The following is a 22049-nucleotide window of genomic DNA, read 5'->3' as shown; positions in this document are numbered from 1 at the left end:
ATGCTAAAAGTTGCAGTAATTGATGGTCAAGGTGGAGGAATAGGAAGTTTTATAATCAAATCTTTGAGGGAGACCTTTGGCGATAAGATAGAGATTGTCGCCCTTGGAACAAATGCAGCAGCCACAGCAAACATGATGAAGGCTAAGGCAAATAAGGGCGCATCGGGCGAAAATGCGATTATATGGAATGTTAAGAGAGTTGATCTAATACTTGGTCCTCTCAGCATTATAGTTGCAAATGCTATGATGGGAGAACTAACAGCAGCAATGGCAGAGGCTATTGGAAGTTCTGAGGCTAAAAAAATACTTCTTCCAATAAATCAGGAAGGAATTGATATAGTAGGCTTTTTAAAAGAACCACTTCCACATCTTGTGGAAAAACTTATCCTTCATATAAAGGAGGAGTTCAATGTGTGAGGCAAATGCATATGTAATTAAAAATGGAGAAGAGGAGATTTATCTTGAAGCTGTAGACATTCTAAGACCCGAGGGAAAAAACATATATCTTCGCAACATCTTTGGAGAACAGAAGGTCTTCAGGGGAAAAATAAAAGAGATGTCATTACTTAATCACAAGATTCTTCTGGAAGAGGAAAAGGAATAATCATTTAAATAATTCATGCTAATTCGTCTCATCGAATACCAGCCTTTTGACCCTTTTTTCAACATGGCAGTTGATGAAGCAATAAGCAGCCTTGTAAGGAAGGACGTTGTGCCACCTACTTTGAGACTCTACGGATGGGAAAAAATGGCGATAACTCTTGGTGAGTTTCAAAAGCTCGATGAAGTTAACTACGAATCTTGCCTTCAGATGAAAATAGACATAGTCAGAAGACCTACAGGAGGCAAGGGAATTCTCCACTACAATGACTTAACCTATAGCTTTTCAGCTAAAAAGGAAGGCCGGTTTAGAGGAAATCTTTTTCATAATTATGAAACGTTAAGTCAAATATTCGCTAAGGCCTTTATACTCACAGGAATTTCCGTTGAAATAAAGAGAGAAAAGAGAAGCTACAACAAAAGTTCTCTGTGTTTTGCCCTTTCATCTTTTGGCGAAATCTGTTTTAAAGATATAAAAATCATCGGTTCTGCTCAGAAAAGATGGACTGACGGATTTCTTCAGCAGGGAACTATTCCTATAACTGTGAACAGAGAACTTTTAAAAGCAGTTTTTAAAAGTTCTTCCTCAGAAGCAGATAAGATTTTTGGTATAGAAGAGTTGTGTGACAACTTTGATATATCGGTTTTTCAGAGAAATATTAAGCTGGCTCTGAAGGAGGAGGGATTTGACTTTGAGGTGGGTTCTCTGACTGACGAGGAACTGGCTCTTGCAGAGAAGCTTCTCCGAGAGAGATATTATCAGAAAGTTCTCTTTCCTCGTTCTCTTTAGTAAAGTTTATGTAGTATGAAAAGAATGCTGCAAGGACAACAAGACTGATATAAATATGAGCAAATTGAATAAAAAACTGATAAATTGCTGCCATTATTGTTCCTACATGAGGTATAATGGCCAGCAAAGAGCCAATCGAAAGAAGCACTCCACCCATTAGAATGTACATTACAAATAGTAACCCCGCTCTTCCGAGAGAAGCTGGATTTTTCATAATTATGTCTTTTGTTCTAACGATGGTCTCTCGAACAGAGAATTTTTTTATAAAGAATCCATAAAAACCAAATAGAGAATAGGTTATCCAGAGAAGAAAGGCTAAAACGCTAAGTATTAGCAGGGTGAGATGTATAAAGACGCTGGAAAATGTTGAAAGAGCATGGCTGTATTTTCCTATTAACTCTACAAATTCAGAGGTTATTTCTCCTAAAAAAATGAGGACTCCTGTAATTAGAATAAAAGTCAATGCTGAAAATATGCTGAATAGGCCGACTTTCCAGAAGTAGTTTTTGCCAAATCTGTGAAAATTTCTGAGTTTAAAAGGAAAACCTTCCTGTAAATAAGCACTCATTATACCAAGAGTGCCCGAAAAAATATATACCCACAGACCGGCAACGAGAATTAGATAAACGAATAGAGTTAACAGAAAAATGACTGCAAAAATAAGAAATTTTTTCAAAAGTTTTAGAGAGGAAAGAACAATTTCAATAAAGCTACCTTTTAGGATATCTGTAAGGTCTATTCCAAATACTACGAAGAGAACTCCTAAGGGAATGCTTAAGATGAAAAACAGCCCAAAAAAAGCAATAAAAAGAAATAAAAAATGGATGAATAGGAGTTGATAATTTCGATGAACCGTTTTTAGAGAATCATTTATGCTGGCAAATATATTCAACTGTGACTGACACCTACTACAGCAATATTTAGCTCATTTGCCTTTTTTACCAATGCCTCTCTCTCTACCAAAAGGCTTCTGCCAGCTTCAACTGCTAATACGGAAGCTTTAGCTTCTCTCATAATAATTATTGTATCCATTCCAGCAACTGGTGGGTCAAGTTTTAATTCCTGCTGAGGTTTGCTGGTCTTTACTACGGTAAAATCATTCACATATTTACCGGCTCTGAGAATAGTTTCATCAGTTCCTTCAATTGCCTCTACAGCAATTACAGATTTCTCCTTAACTACAACTGTTTGACCTATATCAAGTTCTCCAATTTTTTTTGCTATTTTAAAACCATACTCTATGTCGCTCCATTCATCTTTAGTGGGCTTTCTTCTCGTTAGAACTCCCTCGGGAGTTAGCAATTCAGGACATATTTTTCCGATTTCTACTATTTTTATACCTTCTTTCTGGAGTTCTTTGTCTATAAGTTTTAATAACTCATTGTCTCCTCTTAAGCTTGCAGAAAACAGCATTTTCATTGCTTTTAAGTCGGGCTTTATTTTCTCCCTCTGAAAAATTAGATTTTTAGGGAATTTTCCCGTTAGAATGAGTTCTTTAATATTGTTTTTTTTGAGAAAATCAATTATTTTTCCAGCCTGCCCAATGTTTATGGACTGAAAAATATCGCTTACATCTCTAAGCTCATCACTTGCCAGTTGCTCAAGTCCTATAGTGGCAATCTTAAATCCTTTTTCCTTTAATTCTTTTGCTATTAATACGGGAAGGCGGCCCTGTGCTGCAATAATTCCTATCTGCATATGCCTCTTTTGTTTGCCTCAATGAAATCTAAAAGATGAATTACCTCTGGGATTTGAGGAAGTTCTTTTTTTACCTTTTCAATTGCCTCTTTTAGAGACATTTTGTCCCTAAAAAGAATTTTATAGGCTTTTTTGAGAATGTTGATGGTTTCATCGCTGAAACCTCTTCTTTTTAAACCAACAGTGTTAAGACCATAGAGCTTTGCCCTTGGCCCTGAGGCCATTGTATAGGGCGGTATGTCCTGCCCAATGCCACTAAATCCTCCGACCATTGCATATGCTCCGATTCTTGTAAATTGATGAACTGCTACAAGACCTCCTATAAAAGCGAAATCTTCAACAGTAACATGTCCAGCCAGTGTTGCAAGATTGGCCATTATAACCGAATTGCCGATTTTGCAGTCATGGGCAATGTGGACATAGGCCATTATGAAGTTGTTGTTTCCGATTGACGTCCATCCGTCTCCAGATACAGAGGCTCTGTGGATAGTTACATATTCTCTTATGGTGTTATTATCTCCAATCTTTACACCTGTAGGTTCTCCCTTATATTTGAGGTCCTGAGGCGGAAAGCCTATGGTTGTAAATGGAAAGATAGTGCAGTTTTCACCTATTTCTGTAATTCCCTCAATCTGGATATTGCTTATGAGCTTTGTGCCGCTTTTTATTTTAACACTGTCACCTATTATGCAGTATGGTCCTATGGTAACGTCTTCGGCTATTTCTGCTTTTGGACTAATTACAGCTGTTTTATGGATTTTTGACATTACGTATCACCTCACTTTGTTACCATTGCGGTAAATTCTGCTTCTGTGACTACTTTTTCGTCTACTTTAGCTATACCGGAAAATTTCCAGACATTACTGCGTCTGTGCATGACACTTACTTCAAATATTATCTGGTCTCCTGGCACAATAGGCTTGCGAAATTTTACCTTTTCAATGCTCATGAAAAGAACTCCTTTTCCTTCGATGCCCGATTTGAAGGCGAGAACACCTGCTACCTGTGCCATGGCCTCAACAATTAGAACACCTGGCATTACTGGATTACCCGGAAAATGTCCCTGAAAGAAAGGTTCATTAATTGTTACATTTTTTAGACCAATGATTTTCTCATTAGGAATAAGGTCAACTATTCTGTCCACTAAAAGAAATGGGTATCTGTGAGGTAGAAAATTCATAATTTCTTTGATATCAATCATTCTTTCTCCTCCAGTTTCTTTATTTTCTCCTCCAGTTCTTTTAATTTTCTATAAAGTTCTGGAAGTTTTTGGAATATAGCATTTGACTTTAGCCACTCTCTATGAGGCATTATAGGAGAACCTGAAAAAATCCCTTTTTCAACCTTCCCAGGCATTACGCCGGATTGGGCAGTTATTATCGTTCCTCCTTCGATTTCCACATGGTCTGATATTCCTACTTGTCCTGCCAGTATACAGCCATCTCCAATTTTCGAACTTCCAGCTATACCGACTTGTGCAACCAATATACAGTTCTGTCCGATTTTTACATTGTGAGCTATCTGAACGAGGTTGTCTATTTTGGTTCCTTTTCCTATTACAGTTTCTCCAGTTGTAGCTCTATCAATGGATGTATTTGCGCCAATCTCTACATCATCTTCCACCACAACTGTTCCAATTTGTGGAATTTTTTCGTGCTTTCCTTCGTGGAAAATATAGCCAAAACCATCTGAACCAATCACTGCTCCAGAGTGAATAATCACTCTGTTTCCTATTTTTGTTCCTTCTCGTATTGTTACATTTGGATATATTATGCAGTTAGCTCCAATTTTGCTTCCTCTTCCTATAAAGGTAAAAGGGTATATGACAGTGTTTTCTCCTATCTCCACCTCGTCATCAATATAAGAGAAGGGATAGATTGAAACATTCGGGCTGATTTTAGAGCTCTCCGAGACAAAGGCTTTATCACTTATTCCTGAAGACTGATAGGGTTTGATATAGAAAAGTTTTAGAAGTCTTGAAAATACAAGCTGGGGAAATTCAACGATTAGTTGCGCTCCTGAAAAATTTTCAATTTTTTCTTTTACAATTACAGCAGAAGCTTTGCTATTTTTTAGTTTCTCTAAGTTTTTATTTGAGGCAAGATAGGTTATGTCTCCTTCTCCTGCCTCATCTATTCCCCTGACACCTGAGATTTCAATATTAGAGTCTCCCTCAATTTTCCCATTAAAAATTTCAGCTATTTCGGATAATTTCATTTTTTACCTTTAGGCGTAGAGGTTTTCTGATTAAAGAGGGCAATGATTTTATCTGTAATATCCACTTCCTTTGTCGTGTAAATTATTAATTGTTCTGCTTTCTCAAAAATCAAGTTATAACCTTCTTTTTGGGCAAAGTCATTGATAATTTGTCTTATTTCTTTAAGCATGCTTTGGGTTATTTCATTTTGTTTCTTCTGAAGTTCAACCTGATAGTCTGCTGCTGTTCTCTGAAGTTCTCTACCGAGACGCTCTATTTCCTCTTCCTTTGATTTTCGAGCATCTTCACTTAGAACTGCCTTTTTTTTGTCGTATTCTTCTTTAAGTGTCTGGATTTTCTTTTGTTTTTCCTCTAAAGTTTTCTGTCTTGAATCAAGCATACTTTGAAGTTCATTGACTGCTTTTTTGCCTTCTTCGGATTCATTCAAAACTCTGTAAAGGTCGACAACTCCAACTTTCAATTCTGCATATGAAGGAGTATAGAATGTCATTATAAATCCTAAAATTAGAAAAAACAACAAAATCTTCTTCATTACATCCTCCCTGTTTTGATTTTATTTTAAAAAAATGAACCAAACCCAAACTCAATTTTTGATTTCGACTCACCCTCTTTTCTGTTTAGATTGATTCCGTAGTCAATTTTTATTGGTCCCATAGGAGAGAACCATCTAAAGCCAAAGCCCGTTGAATACTTAATGTTTGAACCAAACTTTTCTCCTTCATCGTAACCCTTTCCTATGTCAAAGAATATCAACCCCTTAAGCTTCATCTCCGTGACTATAGGGAATAGGTATTCTATGTTTCCAATTATTGCTTTTTTAGCTCCAATCGGGTCATTTTTACTATCCTTTGGTCCAGCCTCTCCATATCCGAGCCCTCTGATTGTATCGAGACCACCAATATAGAATCTCTCATAAAGAGGATATTTCTTTCCAAAAAGAGTATCGGACCAACCAATTCTTCCTCTTAAGTGAAGGGTGGATTCTTCAAAGACTGGTATGTACCAGCCCATATCGAGCATACTTTTCCAAAAACCAGTGTCTCCACCAAGCCCTGCTGTTGTAATGCTTAATGAATGCCTTCTTCCTTTTGAGGGGTCAATATAGCTGTCTCTGGTGTCGTTTACTATTTGGAAAGTCACTGAACTGGTTATTAAATTGCCTTCCATATCCTTTATTATCGTATCAGCATCGGTTGCTACGTCTGTAACTTTTGATTTTTCAATTTCATAGGTTACCGATGCAGACCAGTCTTCTCCATATCTTTTTCCGAATGTTATAGCCAAGCCAGTACCGTCTTTTGTATAGTTTGTATACTCTCTTTTTTGTCTGTAAATATTAAATCCAAAAAGAAGTGGCTTATCCATGAACCAGGGGTCTCGGAAGGCAATTGTGTAGTAAGAGCTTTTTCCTCCGAGTTCACCTCTGAGAGTTAGAGAATAACCTCTGCCGAAAAGATTTGTTTGGGTTACGTCAACCATTCCTATAAGATTGTCTATTGAACTGTATCCTCCGCCGACTGTTAAGAATCCTGTGGCCTTTTCCTTAACGGTTACATCAAGGTCTACGGTTTTTTTGTCTGGGTCTGGTTTCTGGTTTATATCAACGGTTTCAAAGTACTGAAGGTCTTCAAGTCTCTTCTTGCTCTTGTTTATCTTTGAGGCTGAGTATTCTTCTCCTTCGTCAAGCCTTACTTCTCTTCTTATGACTTTGTCTATAGTTTTTGTATTACCTGCTATGTTAACTCTTCCAATTGTAAATTTGTCTCCTGTTTTAATGTTGTATATAACCTCAGCGGTTATTTTTTCTTCATTAGGAATTACATCTGGCGATACAGAGGCAAGAGCATATCCTCTGTCAGAGTAGTAGGAGGTAATTGCTTCAATATCCTTTCTCATTTTTCCTTTACTGAAGATATCTCCAGCTTTTAGTTTGATTAACTGTTTTATATCCTCTTCTTCCTTTTTGTCTTTTGTTCCCGTTACCTTAAGAGAGCTTACTTTAAATTGAGGCCCCTCTGAAATTGGTATTGTTATGGTCATCCATTTTTTGTCTGAAGAAAATTCGAGCTTTGGTTCACCTACAGACACTTTCAAATATCCATTGTCGTAATATAGGTCTTTTATTTTTTCAATATCCTGTAACATCTCTATTTTTTTATAAAAACCGCTTCCCGTTATGAAAGAATAGAACTTTCTCTCTGTTGTTGACATGACTTTTTTAATTTTACTGCTGGATATGGCCTTATTACCAGTAAACTTAATCTCTTTTATTTTCACCTTGTTGTTTTCTTCAATAACATAAGTTAATTCAACTTCTTCATCGGTTTTCTTCTTTAAAACAGGTATTACTTTAGCGAAATAATAACCTTCAGATTCATAAAAAGACTTTAATCTTAGAGCATTATCATTTATGAGTGTTACATCTGCTATAGACCCTGCTGTAATTGTTACAACCTCTTTTAATTTTTCTTCGTCATACTCTTTATTTCCCTCAAAACTTACTTTTACAATTGTGGGCTTTTCTTTCACAGAGTAAATTACCTTAACGCCCCCTTCAAATGGTTCTATGTCAACCTTTACATCTTCAAAATAACCCATTTTGTAAATAGCCTTTATGTCTTCTGAAATCTTATCCTGCGAGATAGTTTCCCCAAGTTTAAGAGATATTTTATTTTTTACCGCTGCTTCTTCAAGTCGTTTAAGTCCTTTAATTTCAATTGAAGTGACAATAGGTAGTTCTTGAGAGTATAGATTAGTTGTAAAAAAAAGGAATAAAAAAACGAGAATAATATTTATTTTTTTCATATAGCACCTCAAATAAATAAAAGTTTTTAAGTATATCACAAGCCTTTAAAAAATTGAAATAATTGTCCAACTAATTACTTATTTTTTAGAAAATTATTTAATAATTCAAAACTAATTACAAATAAATTTTTTATTTTTTTATTTCCTATTTCATACTCTTTAAATATATTTATTTTTATTTCTTCAATTGAATATAATTTAATACTTAATTCTTTAAAGTCAAGATAATTTAGAATCTTTTCTTTTAAATTTAAATATAATATTAACTCGGGTTGATAAAGATATTTTTCATTAAATACTATTCCTAATGGAAGAATACCAATAATATAATCATTTAAATTTTCAAATTTTATAGGTAAATTAAGCTCATCTATTATTTCTTTTTCAATTATTTTTAATATATCAATTACTTTAATGCCAGAATAGTATTCATATAAAAAATCATGAGAATCTATTAGCCCAGAGAATGACCAATCGTAAGTATCCATTTCAGAAATTACTCTTTTATTCCTTTTTCTTATTATATATTTGTCTCCAATTTGAATAATTCCAGTAATTCCAAGTGGATTTGGTAATAAAGATGGTAAAGAAAAATTTTTGTTTTTTGAGAAGTTAACAATATTATCTAATAAAATTTTTGATACATTCCTGCCTATAAGGTTTTTAAGGGTATTTTCTTCTTTTGTATTCTCCATATTTGAAGAAGATGAAAAAATATAATCAGCGAAGTAATGAGTGTAGTAAATGCAAAAAAAAGAGCAACTTGATACCTTTAATTTAAGACAATTCCCATTAGAAATATTTATAGACTCTAAAGTTAATTTTGGAATATCAAGATTTCCAGCTTCTATCATAAAAAGTTCTTTTTTATCAAAAGGGAGGAAATCTATAAAGGTTTTGACGTATAAAAAATCGTCTAATTGTTTTATTTTGGTAATATTTTCAATGTCAAATTCTATCTTTTCTATTTTTAAGTTAGTTAAATCTAAAAAATACTGATATTCCTTAATTGATAAAATTGAATTTTTTGAATTTATACCTATTGGCTTAGTATAAGAGATTGATTTAAAAGTGATAATTAGAATAAGAATTATAAAAATAAAAAAACTATACAAAAAGGAAGCAAAAAAATTACTTAATATACCTTGAAAATCTATTGCAAAAGTAAAAAAAATAAAAATAACAATTAAAATCGATATAAATATTATAAATATTTTATGAAAAAAGAGCGAAAGTATAGGATATTTAAGCTTTAGGTAAATATTCACTCTTTCTATTAAAAATCTAATACTATTCTTCATCTATTAATGGAAAATTTTTCAAATAAATCCGTGTTTTTTCAATTTAGCCATTATTTTTTCATCTGCTGTTTGTTCTCGGTAACTTAGAAATTTCTCCACATATTTAGCTATTAAGTCAGGTTCAAGGTTTACGCTATCTCCGACTTTTTTATAGCCTACGGTAGTCATTTTAGCTGTGTGAGGAATGATAACTACATTAAAGGCATCGGAGAATACTTCAACTATGGTAAGACTAATTCCATCAATTGCTATCGAACCTTTTTTTATGCAATATTTAAGAATCTCCTGAGGAGCTTCGATTTCTATTTTTAGATAATCACCAATTGTGTCAATGTTTCTTATCTTTCCAATTCCCTCTACATGGCCACTCACTAAATGTCCGCCAATTCTGGTATTAAGGGTAAGTGCTGGTTCAAGGTTTACGGGAGAACTTTTTTTTAATTCTCCTGTAGTGGTTTTCTGAAGGGTCTCGTTAGACACATCAAAGGATATTATTCCTCTTTTTCTTTCAATTTCTGTTACAGTGAGACAAACACCGTTTACGGATATGCTGTCACCGATTGAAGCATCTTTTATGACTTTTTCAGAAAGAATATTTAATTTGGCTGAATTGCCAAGTTTTTTAATATCGTAAACTTCGCCAAGCTCAACTATTATTCCTGTAAACATTACTTTATTAGTTTACCAATTCTTTCCAGTCTTGGTTTACTCTTTTCGCTATCCCAAGACCAGTATATTATCAAAGCCTTTCCTCTTACATCTTTAAGGTCTACGAATCCCCAGAAACGGCTGTCATAGCTGTGGTCTCTGTTGTCTCCCATTACAAAGAGTTTACCTTCAGGCACTTTTATCGGACCTAAATTGTCTCTCGGGTCTAATTCGGATGGATGCATGTAGGCGTCAGTATATCTCGCATATGATTCTTTGAGTTCTATGCCATTTACAAAAACTTTTTTATTTTTAATCTCTACTGTATCACCTCCTACTGCTATTACTCTCTTTATGAAATCTCTACTTGGGTCTTCAGGATATTTAAAAACTATGATATCTCCTATTTTAGGCTTGTCTATTACTAAAATCTTATTTTCCGTGAAAGGAGGCTTTACGCCATATATGAATTTAGTTACAAGAAGATGGTCTCCAATTAGTAGAGTTGGAATCATAGAGCCCGATGGAATTTTAAATGCCTGAATTATGTATGCCCTTATGAAAAGAGCTATTAGAATTGCGATTCCTATGCTCTTTACATATTCAAGAATTTTTTTTGCTGTCAATTTGACCTCCTTACTCTACTTTCAGAACTGATAGAAATGCCTCTTGAGGTATTTCAACTCTGCCAATTTGTTTCATTCTTTTTTTACCTTCCTTTTGTTTTTCAAGAAGCTTTTTCTTTCTTGTAACGTCACCGCCATAACATTTTGCAAGGACATTCTTTTTAAGTGGAACAATGCTTTCACGAGCAATTATTTTACCACCTATGGCTGCCTGTATTACTACCTCAAATAGTTGTCTGGGTATCACCTCTCTTAACTTCTGGGCAATGGCACGACCTTTATAATAGGCTTTATCTTTGTGGACAATCACTGAAAGGGCATCTACCTGTTCGCCATTAATAAGGATATCAAGCTTTACAAGACTACTCGGTCTATATCCGAGGAACTCATAATCCATAGAAGCATATCCTTTTGAGAGTGATTTAAGTTTATCATAGAAATCCCATAAAATCTCATTTAAGGGTATTTCGTATACAAGAAGAATTCTGTCCTTTGTTATGTAGGAAAACTCTTTCTGGATTCCTCTTTTTTCCTGGCATAACTTCAATATCTCTCCAACATAATTTTCAGGCACTATAATTGAAACTTTCATGAAAGGTTCTTCTATACTCTCAAAAAATTTAGGCATTTTACTTGGATTATCAATAAGATAGGCTTCACCACTTTTTTCAATAATTTTATATCTCACCGTAGGAGCAGTACTGATGAGGGAGAGATTAAACTCTCTTTCTAATCGCTCTTTTATTATTTCCATATGAAGAAGACCTAAAAAGCCACACCTAAAACCAAATCCAAGGGCTGCAGATGTTTCTGGCTCAAAGAAAAAGGATGAGTCATTAAGCCTGAGCTTTTCAAGAGCTGTTTTTAGTTCTTCATATTGATGTGTTTCTGTTGGATAAAGGCCACAGAAAACCATTGGTTTAACTTCTCTGAATCCTGGTAAAGGTTCAGTAGCAGCATTGTTTGCTTCTGTAACGGTGTCACCTATTTTGGTATCTGCTATATTTTTAATTCCTGCGACAATAAAGCCTACTTCGCCCGCTGATAAAAACTCTGTATCTTTTGGAAGAGGAGTAAGAATGCCAAGTCTTTGCACTTCATATTCATTTTCAGTAGCGAATAGCTTTATTCGCATTCCCTTTTTCAGCTCTCCGTCAAAGACTCTCACAAGAATGATTACGCCGAGATAATTATCAAACCAAGAATCAAATATCATCGCTCTTAAAGGAGCTTTTGGGTTTCCTTTGGGAGAGGGAATTTTCTTTACCACTGCCTCAAGAATATCTTTAGTTCCGATTCCCTCTTTTGCCGAAGCCAGAATTGCTTCCGATGAGTCTATTCCAATGATGTCTTCAATTTGTTTTTTAACCCGTTCTGGGTCAGCTTGTGGCAGGTCTATTTTGTTTATTACTGGAATTATCTCGTGATTGTGGTCTATTGCCAGGTATGCATTTGCTACGGTCTGAGCCTCTACACCCTGAGTAGCATCGACAACCAATAGGCTACCTTCACAGCAAGCTAAAGAACGAGATACTTCATAGGAAAAATCCACATGTCCTGGAGTATCAATTAAGTTCAAAGTATATACTTCGTTATCATCAGCTTTATAAGTAAGTCTTACTGCATGAGCTTTTATTGTTATTCCTCTCTCTCTTTCTAAATCCATTGAATCAAGAATCTGTCCCATTTTTCCCCCAAGATTTACAGCACCTGTAAATTCAAGCAGTCTGTCTGCAAGAGTTGATTTTCCGTGGTCTATGTGGGCTATTATTGAAAAGTTTCTGATATTTTTCATGCTCTTGAGCATAAATTAAAATTAGGAAGAGCAGCAACTGCTCCTATTATTCCACCTTTATCTACTAACGAAGAAACAAACATTTCAGTTTTTAGTCCTTTCATAGCTCTCTTTTGTGCTTCAGAAATGGCTGTTTCAATATAAATGTTAACAGCCTTTGATAGTCCTCCAGTGAAAATTATTCGTTCAGGTCCAAAAATATTTATTAAATTTGCTACACCCGCTCCAAGTGCCTTGCCAGCTTCTTTGAGAACGCTTCTGCATAAGGGGTCTCCTTCTAATGCCGTTTTGTAAATATCCTCAGCTGTTGCTTTATAGAAGTTACCCTCGTAAAGCATTTTTATGTTACTCTGTTCACCTTTTTCAATTTTCTCAATTAAGTTATCTTTTATTGCTCTTGCAGAGGCGTAAACTTCCAGACATCCTGTATTACCACAACTGCATGATTTTCCCTGATAATTAATCGTCATGTGTCCTGCTTCCATTGGAAATTTCATATTTTGTTCTTTTGACCAATACCCACTTCCTATGCCTGTGCCAAGAGTAAGGAGAATAAAATTATTAGAATTTTTGCCCTCGCCTATTAGAGCTTCTGCTAATGTTGCAGCAAAGGCATCATTCTGAACGGCTATCTCTACCTTGTATCTTTCTGCTAATATTTTTTTCAACGGAAAATCATTGAAAAAAGGAATATTCGATGCTTTAATTACATTTCCCTCTTCGTCTACCAGTCCTGCTATGCCTACGCCAATTCCATCGATTGTAAAAACATTAAGGATATCGTCTATCTCTTCAAATATAAACTCAAGAGGTTCTCCATAAGTGGGAAACTTACAGAGGCGCACAACTTCCCCTTGCTCAGTTAATACTCCAATTTTTGTGTATGTCCCTCCTATATCAACACCTATGTAAGCCATAGCAGAAAATTATTATAGCATAGTTTTAAGCATCTAAGCTCTATTTATGGGTTCTATGCTTTATATTTGAGAGAGTTAGAGGTGTCTTCAAATATCATCTTTAAACAATATTCTAATTGACTTGTCAGTATTATATACGATATATTTAACTTCTATGCACAGTCTATTAAGAAAAAAACTTGAAGAAGCTATATTAAAGCTAAATTACCAATTGGAGCCACAAATTGAAGTAGAAATTCCTAAAAATGAGTCTTTTGGTGACCTTAGCTCTCCTGTGGCAATGGAATTAACAAAAACTTTGAAAAAACCTCCCAGAACTATAGCAGATGAGATTTTATCTGTAATTGATAGAGAATTTTTTGAAGACATTTCAATAGCAGGCCCGGGTTTTATAAATTTTAAATTTAAAAAGGAATTTTTATTTAATCAACTTAAAGAGCTGCTTGAGAAAGAAGAAAAATTTTTCATAACCGACATTGGTAGGTCGAGGAAAGTTCAGATTGAGTTCGTGAGCGCTAATCCAACAGGTCCGCTTCATCTTGGACACGGAAGAGGGGCTGCAATTGGCTCGGCTCTGTCAAATATACTAAGAGAAGCAGGCTATGAAGTTACTACGGAGTATTACATAAACGACGCTGGAAAGCAGATTGAAATACTGGGGCTCAGTGTTTATCTTGCCCTTCAGAGAATTTGGGGTAAAGAGGTTGAATTTCCAGAGGAATGCTATAAAGGTGAATACATAAAGGAAATTGCTCAGGAATTATACGAATCATACGGAGACAGCATTAAAGGCAGATCTTACGAAGAATTGGGAGATTTAATAATTGATTTTTCCTACAGAAAAATTATCAATGAAATAAAGAAAGACCTCGAAGATTTCGGAGTAACCTTTGATAGCTGGGTAAGCGAGAGAAAGTTATATCATACGGGAGAAGTTCAGAGAGCAATTATAAAGCTTAAAGAGCTTGGTTTTGTTTATGAGAAAGATGGGGCTTTGTGGTTTTGTTCCACTTCATTTGGTGACGATAAAGACCGAGTAGTTCTAAAGAGTGACGGAACATATACATATTTCGCTTCTGATATTGCCTATCATAAAAATAAAATTGAACGGGGTTTTGATGAACTGATAAACATCTGGGGGGCTGATCATCATGGCTACATTCCCCGTGTGAAAGCAGCAGTGCAAGCACTTGGATTTAAGGCATCGCAGATAAAAATTCTTCTTGTTCAAATGGTCAATCTTCTGAGAGAAGGTAAACCTTTCCAGATGTCAAAAAGAGCAGGAACCTTTGTGACTCTGAGAGAATTAATAGATGAAATAGGAGCTGACACGACAAGATTTATTTTTCTTACACGCAGGCAAGACAGCCATCTCGAGTTTGACGTAGAGGTTGCCAAAAAGCAGTCTCAAGAAAACCCTGTTTTCTATGTTCAGTATGCTCACGCAAGAATTAACAGTATTTTCGAAAAAGCAGGCCATGTATCATATGTCTTTAACGGCGAGCTTTTTAATGAAGAGGAAATGAGATTAATAAAAAAAGTTCTCCAGTATCCAATGATTTTTGAATTGGCAGTGAATTTTCGCGAACCCCATAGAATTACCTTCTATCTACAAGAATTAGCATCTCTATTTCACAGTTATTATCACAAACACAGAGTTCTTTCGGATGATGAAAAATTAAGCCAAACAAGATTAAGTCTCTGCAGGGCTATAATGATTGTTTTAAGACACGGACTTAGGATGCTTGGCGTTAAAGCACCTCACAAGATGTAGTTAAGATAAGCCAAATTTTATAGCATCTGCCATTTTTACAACTTTAGCCATATAGGCTACATCGTGCACTCTGACTATATTGGCACCGTTAATTACTGAGATGGCAACAACAGAAGCTGTTCCCTCAAGTCTTTCATCTGGCGAGTTTGCATTCAAGACCTTGCCAATAAAACTTTTTCTTGATGGCCCAATTAAAATAGGTTTTCCAAGAAGGGTAAACTCTCTCAAGTTCTTGATTATTTGAAGATTATGTTCTGGTAACTTGCCAAAGCCAATTCCGGGGTCAATTATTATTTTATCTTCATTAATTCCTGCATTTTTCGCTATTATTATGGAATTTCTGAGATATTCCGTAATTTCAGGAATAAGAGCATTATAGGTGGGATTTATTTGCATATCTCGAGGAGTTCCTTTTATATGCATTACCACTATGGCAACATCATATTTTGAGGCTACATAGGCCATTTGGGAATCAAATTTCAATCCACTTATATCGTTTATTATTGTTGCTCCAGCTTTAACAGCCTCTTCAGCAACTCTGGCCTTGTATGTGTCAATTGAAATAGGAATAGAAACTCGAGAAGAAATACTTTCAATTACAGGAATTACTCTCTTTAACTCTTCCTCTTCACTTACTGGTTCTGCATTAGGTCGGGTAGATTCGCCTCCTATGTCGATAATGTCTGCTCCCTCATCAACGAGTCTCATGGCATGGTCAATGGCTTTCTGAACTGAAAAGTATCGCCCTCCGTCATAAAAGGAATCGGGAGTGACATTGACAATCCCCATAATGTATGTTTTTTTAAGGAAATCGAGCTGGAAGTTTTTAAAATTTAACTTCATGCAGCCTTTTTAGTCTCTATAACAATCTGGTCTATCTCTTGTGCTTCGAGGGTTTCCCTTTCAAGAAGAGCTTTAGCAATAGCATCAAGAAGGTCTCTGTTTTGCTCTAAAAGCTCTTTAGTGTTATGATAAGCCTCTGTAACTATTCTTTTAGTCTCTTCATCTATCTCTTCAGCGGTCTTGTCTGAATAGTCTCGGTGTTTTGCAATCTCTCTTCCGAGAAAAACATGTTCCTCTCTTTTTCCAAAGGTAAGTGGTCCCATTCTTTCACTCATTCCCCACTCGGTAACCATTTTTCTTGCAAGTTCTGTAGCTCTTTCAAGGTCATTTCCCGCTCCTGTGGTCATGGTGCCAAGGGCAATCTCCTCGGCTACCCTGCCACCAAGAAGCACCTTAAGTGTGCCATATAAATAATCTTTTGAATAGGTATATCGGTCATCAAGGGGAAGTTGCTGTGTAACTCCTAAAGCTCTTCCTCTTGGAATAATGCTAACTTTATGGATTGGGTCAGTTGATGGAGTAAGCTTTGCCACAAGGGCATGACCTGCTTCATGATAGGCAGTAATTTTGCGTTCTTCTTCGCTTAAAACCATGCTTTTTCTCTCAACTCCCATTAAGACTTTATCCTTGGCAGACTCAAAATCGCTCATACTAACGGTTTCTCTATTTTTTCTTGCAGCAATAAGGGCGGCTTCATTTACAAGATTAGCTAAATCTGCACCTGAGAAACCAGGTGTGCCTCTGGCTATTTTTTCAAGGTCAACATCTGTTGCAAGCGGTATTTTCCTCGTGTGGACTTTGAGTATTTCTAACCTTCCTTTTACATCGGGAAGTGGGACAACTATCTGTCTGTCAAATCTACCCGGTCTTAGCAAAGCAGGGTCTAAAACATCAGGTCTGTTTGTGGCAGCAAGCACTATAATTCCCTCATTGCTTTCAAATCCGTCCATTTCTACAAGAAGCTGATTGAGAGTTTGTTCCCTTTCATCATGACCTCCTCCAAGTCCTGCACCTCTTTGTCTTCCCACCGCATCTATTTCATCGATAAACACAATACAGGGAGAGTTTTTCTTAGCCTGGTCAAAGAGGTCACGGACTCGGCTTGCACCTACTCCCACAAACATCTCAACAAAATCAGAGCCAGATATAGAGAAAAATGGCACTCCTGCCTCACCAGCAATTGCTTTAGCAAGAAGAGTCTTTCCTGTACCAGGAGAGCCTACCAGAAGAATTCCCTTGGGAATTTTAGCACCAAGCTTTATGTATTTCTGAGGATTTGTGAGAAAGTCAACTATCTCTTTGACTTCTTCCTTTACTTCCTCTATGCCTGCCACATCGGAAAAGGTTACTTTTATTGCCTTATTAGATATCATTTTAGCTCTGGCTTTCCCGAATGACATGGCACGACTGCTTCCAGCTTGCATCTGCTTCATGAAAAGTATCCATAAAAAAACAAGGAATATTACAGGCCCCCAAGATATAAGAAAATTAACATACCAAGGTGTCTGCTCAGGAGGCTTTACGGATATTTTCACACCATGAGATGTGAGCTCTTTAATTAGTTCAGGATAGTTTATGTAGTAGGTTTTAAACTGTGAACCATCTTTGAATTTACCCGTAATTGCATTATCCTTAATTAGCACCTCATCAATCTCGCCTCCTTGAACTTTTAGGAGAAATTCAGAAAATATTATCTCTTTCTCATTTTTTTGGGGCATACTAAAGAGATTAAACAGAGCTATTATCGATATACCAATGATTAGCCAGATTAGAAATGTCTTTAATGAACCCTTTGCCTGACCATTCATACATTAATTGTAACTTAAACGCAGAATAAAAGTAAAAAGTTAAAATAGAAATAAAAAGTCGTTAGGAGGAGAATATGAGAGAGGTAAAAGAAAATTTTTACAGACTTCTTCATCCTAAAGTGGTATTTTTTCTAACCTCAGCGGGAAAAAATGGAGAGCATAATGTTATGTCTTGTGCATGGGCAACCCCTGTTAGTGAAGAGCCTCCGATGATTATTGTATGTGTTGCAAAGAGCCATTATACAGCAGAGCTTATCATTGAAAAAAGAGAATTTGCCGTAAACATTCCTACAAAAGAAATGGAAAAAGCAATATGGATATGCGGTAGTAAATCAGGTAGAAAAGTTGATAAGTTTAAAGAAGCTAAATTAGAAAAAATAAAGGCAGACCATATTTCAGCTCCTCTTATAAAAAATTGTGCAGGATGGATAGAGTGTAGGTTAACGCAGAGTATTGATGTTGGTGAATGCTATGCCTTTATTGGCGAAGTTTTATCTGTAAAGGTAGATGATAGATACTTTAAGAGAGCCATGTGGATTTCTGATACTGTTCCTATGCATCTTGGAGGCAGAAAAGTTGTTTACTTCAAAGATGAAAAATTAGCTTGATATCTTTTAAAATATGACTATGATAAGATACCTCAGCGCAGGAGAATCACACGGAAAGGGCTTAATAGGAATAATTGAGGGTATACCTGCTGGAATGTCTTTTTCGATAGAAGAGATTAATCAGGAATTAAAGAGAAGGCAACAGGGGTATGGAAGAGGTGGAAGAATGAAAATAGAGTCCGACGAAGTTGAGATTCTCTCGGGAGTTCGATGGGGTAAGACTATTGGTTCTCCCATATGTTTATATATACAAAATCGGGACTGGGTCAACTGGGATAAGGGCATGGCGGTTGAACAAATTTTTAATGGAAGCATACCTCCAGTGACAAGACCAAGACCTGGACATGCAGATATTGCCGGAGCTATAAAATATGCCCATATAGACATAAGAAACGTTCTTGAGCGTTCCTCTGCTCGGGAAACTGCCATGCGGGTTGCCATAGGAGCAGTGGCAAAACAGTTTTTGAGAATTTTTAACATACAGATTGGAAGTTTTGTTAACTCCATCGGCCCGGTCTCTTTAAAGTTAACTATGGAGACTTTAAATGACGAAGAACTCCTTTTGCTTGCCGCTGATGCGGAGAAATCCACCGTTAGATGTCCTTTGAAAGATTATGAGCCAGAATTTATAGAAGCCATTGACAGGGCAATCAAGAATGGTGACAGTGTTGGTGGAACTTTTGTGGTATTTGCAGTAGGTGTGCCAGTTGGACTTGGAAGTTATGTTCATTGGGACAGAAAGCTTGACGGACGAATAGCAGGAGGATTCATGAGCATACAGGCTATAAAAGCTGTGGAGATTGGAGACGGTGTTAGAGTAGGTGAGAAATTTGGTTCAGAGGTTATGGATGAGATTTTCTACGAAGAAAAATTTTTTCGTAAGACAAATCACATGGGAGGCATAGAGGGAGGAATGTCAAACGGAATGCCCATAATAGTAAAAGCTACCATGAAGCCCATTCCAACATTGAGAAAACCTCTTAAATCTGTTGACATAATTACTAAAGAATCCGTCTTGGCATCCTATGAGCGTTCTGATGTATGTGCTGTGCCTGCTGCAAGTGTTATAGGAGAAGCTGTTTTGGCATGGCATATTGCAGAGGCTTTTGTTGAAAAATTTGGTGGCGACAGCATAGATGAGGTTTATTCCAACTTCGAAAACTACATGGCAAGGATAAATTTGAGATGAGATATGTATATCTTCTTTTAAGCACTCTTCTGCTAATAGTTCTTCCATCGGCAACGCTCTCACAGGATTCATCCATAGGCATGATAGTTGAAGGCAAGAAATATCTTGCCTGCGGAGATTACAAAAAAGCAGAGGAGCTATTTACAAATTCTCTTCTTGAGCTTAAAGAAATAGGTGATTATATTTTTCTTTGGCGAGCTACTGCCTACACAGGATTGCAGAAGTATGAAGCTGCATTGAAAGACATAGAAGAGATAAAAAAGAATTATCCTCGTTCTCCTCTTATAAAAGAGGCAAGAAAAATGGAAATCGGATTATCCAAGAAAATAAATAGCTCTAATGTCGAAATTCTCTATGAATCTTTCGTTAATGAATACTCAGAGGATATTTCAGTTAAATTTGAGTATGCTCAATATCTCAAAGAGAAAGGACAGGTTGAAAAAGCAAAGAAATTGTTCAAAGAGGTATTTATTACTTCGTCATCATTAGCTGACAGGGCTGAATCTGAACTTTCAAAAGAGGATATTACAGCCAAAGACCTTCTTAAAAAAGCCAAGGCATTAAATAGTGCTTATCAATTCAAAAAAGCAGAGAAGTATCTAAAAGAGGCTCTTTCCTTGGCAAAAAATTCAGATAAAAACGAAATACTTCATACTATAGGCTATTCATTATTCATGCAAAAGAAATATACGGAGGCAGCAGAAGTATTTAAAAACTGTGCAGATAAATACTGGCGGGCAAGAGCACTTCTTAGAGCAAAAGATTTTTCCACCTTTGAAAAAGAAGTGCCATCTTATTTGAAATCCGATGACCAAAGAATGGCGGACGTATTTATCAATTATGCAAACATAAAAAGAAGAGCAGGGGCACATAAAGAAGCATCGAAGATACTCAAAACAGTTATTGCAAAATATCCTGAATCAAGAGAGGATGCTTTATGGAGCATGGCATGGAATTATTACAACAGCGGAGAATACGAAGAAGCAAAGAACATACTTCAAGAGCTCTACAGCTCCTATGGAAAATTAAAATATCTTTACTGGATTGACAAAATAAACGAAACTAAAGGCGTTGTTACAACAACATATAAGAATATTCCCTTTAAGCAGGGAGATATATACTCCTATTTACTTTACATGAAGGGAAAGGCAAATTTAATCTCCCAACAGAATCGATTAATCAGAGAATTTACAGTGACTAAAAGAATTGAAATTCTGCTAAAGGCAGGTTTTAGAGAAGAAGCTTTGAGAGAGATAAAGCATCTTTTAAAGGACAACAGAGATAATGAAGCCATTCCATTTTTTAGCAAAATTCTTCAAGAACTTGGTGACTATCCAACTTCTGTAAGATTAATATCAAAAGTGCCGAACAAGTGGAATTTTCAGGAATTACTTTATCCTCAAGCTTATAAAGACTCCGTAATCAAAGCGTCGAGAAAATTAAATTTAGACCCTTACCTCATATTTGCCATAATGAGAGAAGAGTCAAGGTTTGACAGAATGGCAATCTCTCCGGCTGGAGCAGTTGGTCTTATGCAGCTTATGCCAGATACGGCAAGAAGGGAAGGCAGAAAGATAGGGATAAATTTCAACAAAGACATGGAGCTTTTTGAACACGAAAAGAACATACTTATTGGAAGTAATTATCTTAGAAGTCTCATAGAAGAGTTTGGTAGTGTAGTTTTTGCTGTGGCTGCCTATAATGCTGGAGAAAAGGCAGTATGGTCGTGGCTAAATAGTAATAACTACAAAGGAGTAGATGAATTTATGGAAGACATACCCTTTGCAGAAACGAGAAACTATGTCCAGCGAGTTATGTCTTCATATTTTGAGTATTTAAGAGCAGAACAGAAACTTGACAGAGAGAATATTTCAAAAATAATAAAAATTAAGGGAGGAAGTTTATGATTGAGGAAAAAATTCTATCAGCTCTTGAAAGAATCAGGATTCTCAAACAGGAAAAAGAGGAATTGACAAAAAAAGTTAAAAGCCTTGAAGAAGCTTTAAGAGTAAAAAATCAGGAAATAGAAACACTTGTATCAGAAAGAGAGGCAATAAAAAAGCAGATTGAGGAACTTCTGAAAGAGCTCGAACTGGAAGCCCATGCATAAAGCAGAAGTATATATACTGGGTCAAAAATATACTATAAAAGGAGAGAAAGACGCTGAATATATACAAGAGCTGGCTGCCTATGTGGATAAAAAACTAAGGAAAGTTTATGAGCAGAATGCAAATATGCCACCATTAAGGGCAGCCATTCTTACATGTCTTTACATTGCCGATGAACTTTATGAGGTCAGAATGGAACTTGAAGAGACGAAAAAACAATTTAAAAAACTTGAAGAGCGAACGAATGAATTATTGATTCTGCTTGAATAAATCAGTTCATTGTATTCTTTAATTTATACCACTAAAAATATCAAAATAGAA

Annotated in this window: 22 protein-coding genes; 9 read left to right on the top strand and 13 right to left on the bottom strand. The window is 35.9% G+C overall.

Annotated features, from left to right (window positions below; genetic code table 11):
• From ACZ430_RS01790 to ACZ430_RS01780, 3 genes are read left to right on the top strand one after another with little or no spacing between them, the layout of a single operon-like run.
• Complete coding sequence (locus ACZ430_RS01790; protein ID WP_297214207.1) at positions 1-417, top strand: DUF3842 family protein; 417 nt, start codon at positions 1-3, stop codon at positions 415-417.
• Positions 410-604 carry a CooT family nickel-binding protein gene (locus ACZ430_RS01785; RefSeq protein ID WP_297214204.1) on the top strand — a complete coding sequence of 65 codons (195 nt, stop codon included), beginning with the start codon at positions 410-412 and terminating at the stop codon, positions 602-604. Before ACZ430_RS01790 ends, ACZ430_RS01785 begins: the two co-directional genes overlap by 8 nt.
• A 15-nt stretch (positions 605-619) precedes the next feature.
• Complete coding sequence (locus tag ACZ430_RS01780) at positions 620-1390, top strand: lipoate--protein ligase family protein (RefSeq protein WP_297214202.1); 771 nt, start codon at positions 620-622, stop codon at positions 1388-1390.
• An 888-nt stretch (positions 1391-2278) separates the two neighbouring features.
• Here the strand turns inward: ACZ430_RS01780 and ACZ430_RS01775 are convergent.
• The 11 genes from ACZ430_RS01775 to ACZ430_RS01725 all read right to left on the bottom strand — a co-directional run bounded on the left by ACZ430_RS01775 (position 2279) and on the right by ACZ430_RS01725 (position 13398).
• Positions 2279-3088, bottom strand: a complete 810-nt coding sequence (locus tag ACZ430_RS01775; RefSeq protein ID WP_297214198.1) for an LpxI family protein — start codon at positions 3086-3088, stop codon at positions 2279-2281.
• Complete coding sequence (lpxA, locus tag ACZ430_RS01770; RefSeq protein WP_297214195.1) at positions 3079-3855, bottom strand: acyl-ACP--UDP-N-acetylglucosamine O-acyltransferase; 777 nt, start codon at positions 3853-3855, stop codon at positions 3079-3081. The genes ACZ430_RS01775 and lpxA overlap by 10 nt, the downstream gene beginning before the upstream one ends.
• An 11-nt stretch (positions 3856-3866) precedes the next feature.
• Positions 3867-4289: a 3-hydroxyacyl-ACP dehydratase FabZ gene (gene fabZ, locus ACZ430_RS01765; protein WP_297214193.1), complete on the bottom strand. Its 423-nt coding sequence runs from the start codon at positions 4287-4289 to the stop codon at positions 3867-3869.
• The gene (gene lpxD, locus ACZ430_RS01760; RefSeq protein ID WP_297214190.1) at positions 4286-5305 is read right to left on the bottom strand and encodes a UDP-3-O-(3-hydroxymyristoyl)glucosamine N-acyltransferase; all 1020 of its coding nucleotides are present in this window, start codon (positions 5303-5305) and stop codon (positions 4286-4288) included. Before lpxD ends, fabZ begins: the two co-directional genes overlap by 4 nt.
• Positions 5302-5838: an OmpH/Skp family outer membrane protein gene (locus tag ACZ430_RS01755; RefSeq protein WP_297214187.1), complete on the bottom strand. Its 537-nt coding sequence runs from the start codon at positions 5836-5838 to the stop codon at positions 5302-5304. Before ACZ430_RS01755 ends, lpxD begins: the two co-directional genes overlap by 4 nt.
• A 26-nt stretch (positions 5839-5864) precedes the next feature.
• Positions 5865-8111, bottom strand: coding sequence for an outer membrane protein assembly factor BamA (bamA, locus tag ACZ430_RS01750; protein ID WP_464910634.1), 2247 nt, complete (start codon positions 8109-8111; stop codon positions 5865-5867).
• Between the two features lie 74 nt (positions 8112-8185).
• A complete protein-coding gene (locus tag ACZ430_RS01745) occupies positions 8186-8965 on the bottom strand; it encodes a hypothetical protein (RefSeq protein WP_297214182.1) in 780 nt (259 codons plus the stop codon).
• A 465-nt stretch (positions 8966-9430) separates the two neighbouring features.
• Entirely contained in the window at positions 9431-10081 is a 651-nt protein-coding gene (locus ACZ430_RS01740; protein WP_297214179.1) for a riboflavin synthase, read from the bottom strand.
• Positions 10081-10686 carry a signal peptidase I gene (lepB, locus tag ACZ430_RS01735; protein WP_297214177.1) on the bottom strand — a complete coding sequence of 202 codons (606 nt, stop codon included), beginning with the start codon at positions 10684-10686 and terminating at the stop codon, positions 10081-10083. Before lepB ends, ACZ430_RS01740 begins: the two co-directional genes overlap by 1 nt.
• A 10-nt stretch (positions 10687-10696) precedes the next feature.
• Positions 10697-12481 (bottom strand): translation elongation factor 4, encoded by a 1785-nt coding sequence (gene lepA, locus ACZ430_RS01730; protein ID WP_297214174.1) that lies wholly within the window; start codon positions 12479-12481, stop codon positions 10697-10699.
• Complete coding sequence (locus tag ACZ430_RS01725) at positions 12478-13398, bottom strand: ROK family protein (protein WP_297214171.1); 921 nt, start codon at positions 13396-13398, stop codon at positions 12478-12480. The genes lepA and ACZ430_RS01725 overlap by 4 nt, the downstream gene beginning before the upstream one ends.
• 154 nt (positions 13399-13552) lie before the next feature.
• Between ACZ430_RS01725 and argS the strand changes: the two genes are divergently transcribed.
• A complete protein-coding gene (gene argS, locus ACZ430_RS01720; protein WP_297214169.1) occupies positions 13553-15172 on the top strand; it encodes an arginine--tRNA ligase in 1620 nt (539 codons plus the stop codon).
• Here argS and folP read toward each other — a convergent pair whose 3' ends face one another.
• Complete coding sequence (folP, locus tag ACZ430_RS01715; protein WP_297214165.1) at positions 15173-16015, bottom strand: dihydropteroate synthase; 843 nt, start codon at positions 16013-16015, stop codon at positions 15173-15175. It abuts the gene before it with no gap.
• Positions 16012-17823 carry an ATP-dependent zinc metalloprotease FtsH gene (gene ftsH / locus ACZ430_RS01710; protein WP_297214162.1) on the bottom strand — a complete coding sequence of 604 codons (1812 nt, stop codon included), beginning with the start codon at positions 17821-17823 and terminating at the stop codon, positions 16012-16014. Before ftsH ends, folP begins: the two co-directional genes overlap by 4 nt.
• A gap of 74 nt (positions 17824-17897) precedes the next feature.
• Between ftsH and ACZ430_RS01705 the strand changes: the two genes are divergently transcribed.
• Genes ACZ430_RS01705 through ACZ430_RS01685 form a run of 5 tightly spaced genes read left to right on the top strand, consistent with a single transcriptional unit; the run spans position 17898 to position 21998 of the window.
• Entirely contained in the window at positions 17898-18431 is a 534-nt protein-coding gene (locus tag ACZ430_RS01705; protein WP_297214159.1) for a flavin reductase family protein, read from the top strand.
• A gap of 13 nt (positions 18432-18444) precedes the next feature.
• The gene (gene aroC / locus ACZ430_RS01700) at positions 18445-19620 is read left to right on the top strand and encodes a chorismate synthase (RefSeq protein ID WP_464910633.1); all 1176 of its coding nucleotides are present in this window, start codon (positions 18445-18447) and stop codon (positions 19618-19620) included.
• Positions 19617-21527, top strand: a complete 1911-nt coding sequence (locus ACZ430_RS01695) for a transglycosylase SLT domain-containing protein (protein WP_297214155.1) — start codon at positions 19617-19619, stop codon at positions 21525-21527. Before aroC ends, ACZ430_RS01695 begins: the two co-directional genes overlap by 4 nt.
• On the top strand, positions 21524-21730 hold the full coding sequence (zapB, locus tag ACZ430_RS01690) for a cell division protein ZapB (RefSeq protein ID WP_297214152.1): 207 nt from the start codon (positions 21524-21526) through the stop codon (positions 21728-21730). The genes ACZ430_RS01695 and zapB overlap by 4 nt, the downstream gene beginning before the upstream one ends.
• A complete protein-coding gene (locus ACZ430_RS01685) occupies positions 21723-21998 on the top strand; it encodes a cell division protein ZapA (protein WP_297214149.1) in 276 nt (91 codons plus the stop codon). Before zapB ends, ACZ430_RS01685 begins: the two co-directional genes overlap by 8 nt.
• The last annotated feature ends 51 nt before the right edge of the window (positions 21999-22049 follow it).

The sequence above is a fragment of the Thermodesulfovibrio sp. TK500a genome (genome assembly GCF_055381765.1).
Note: the sequence above shows the minus strand (reverse complement) of the source record. Positions and strands in the feature narration are given on the sequence as shown.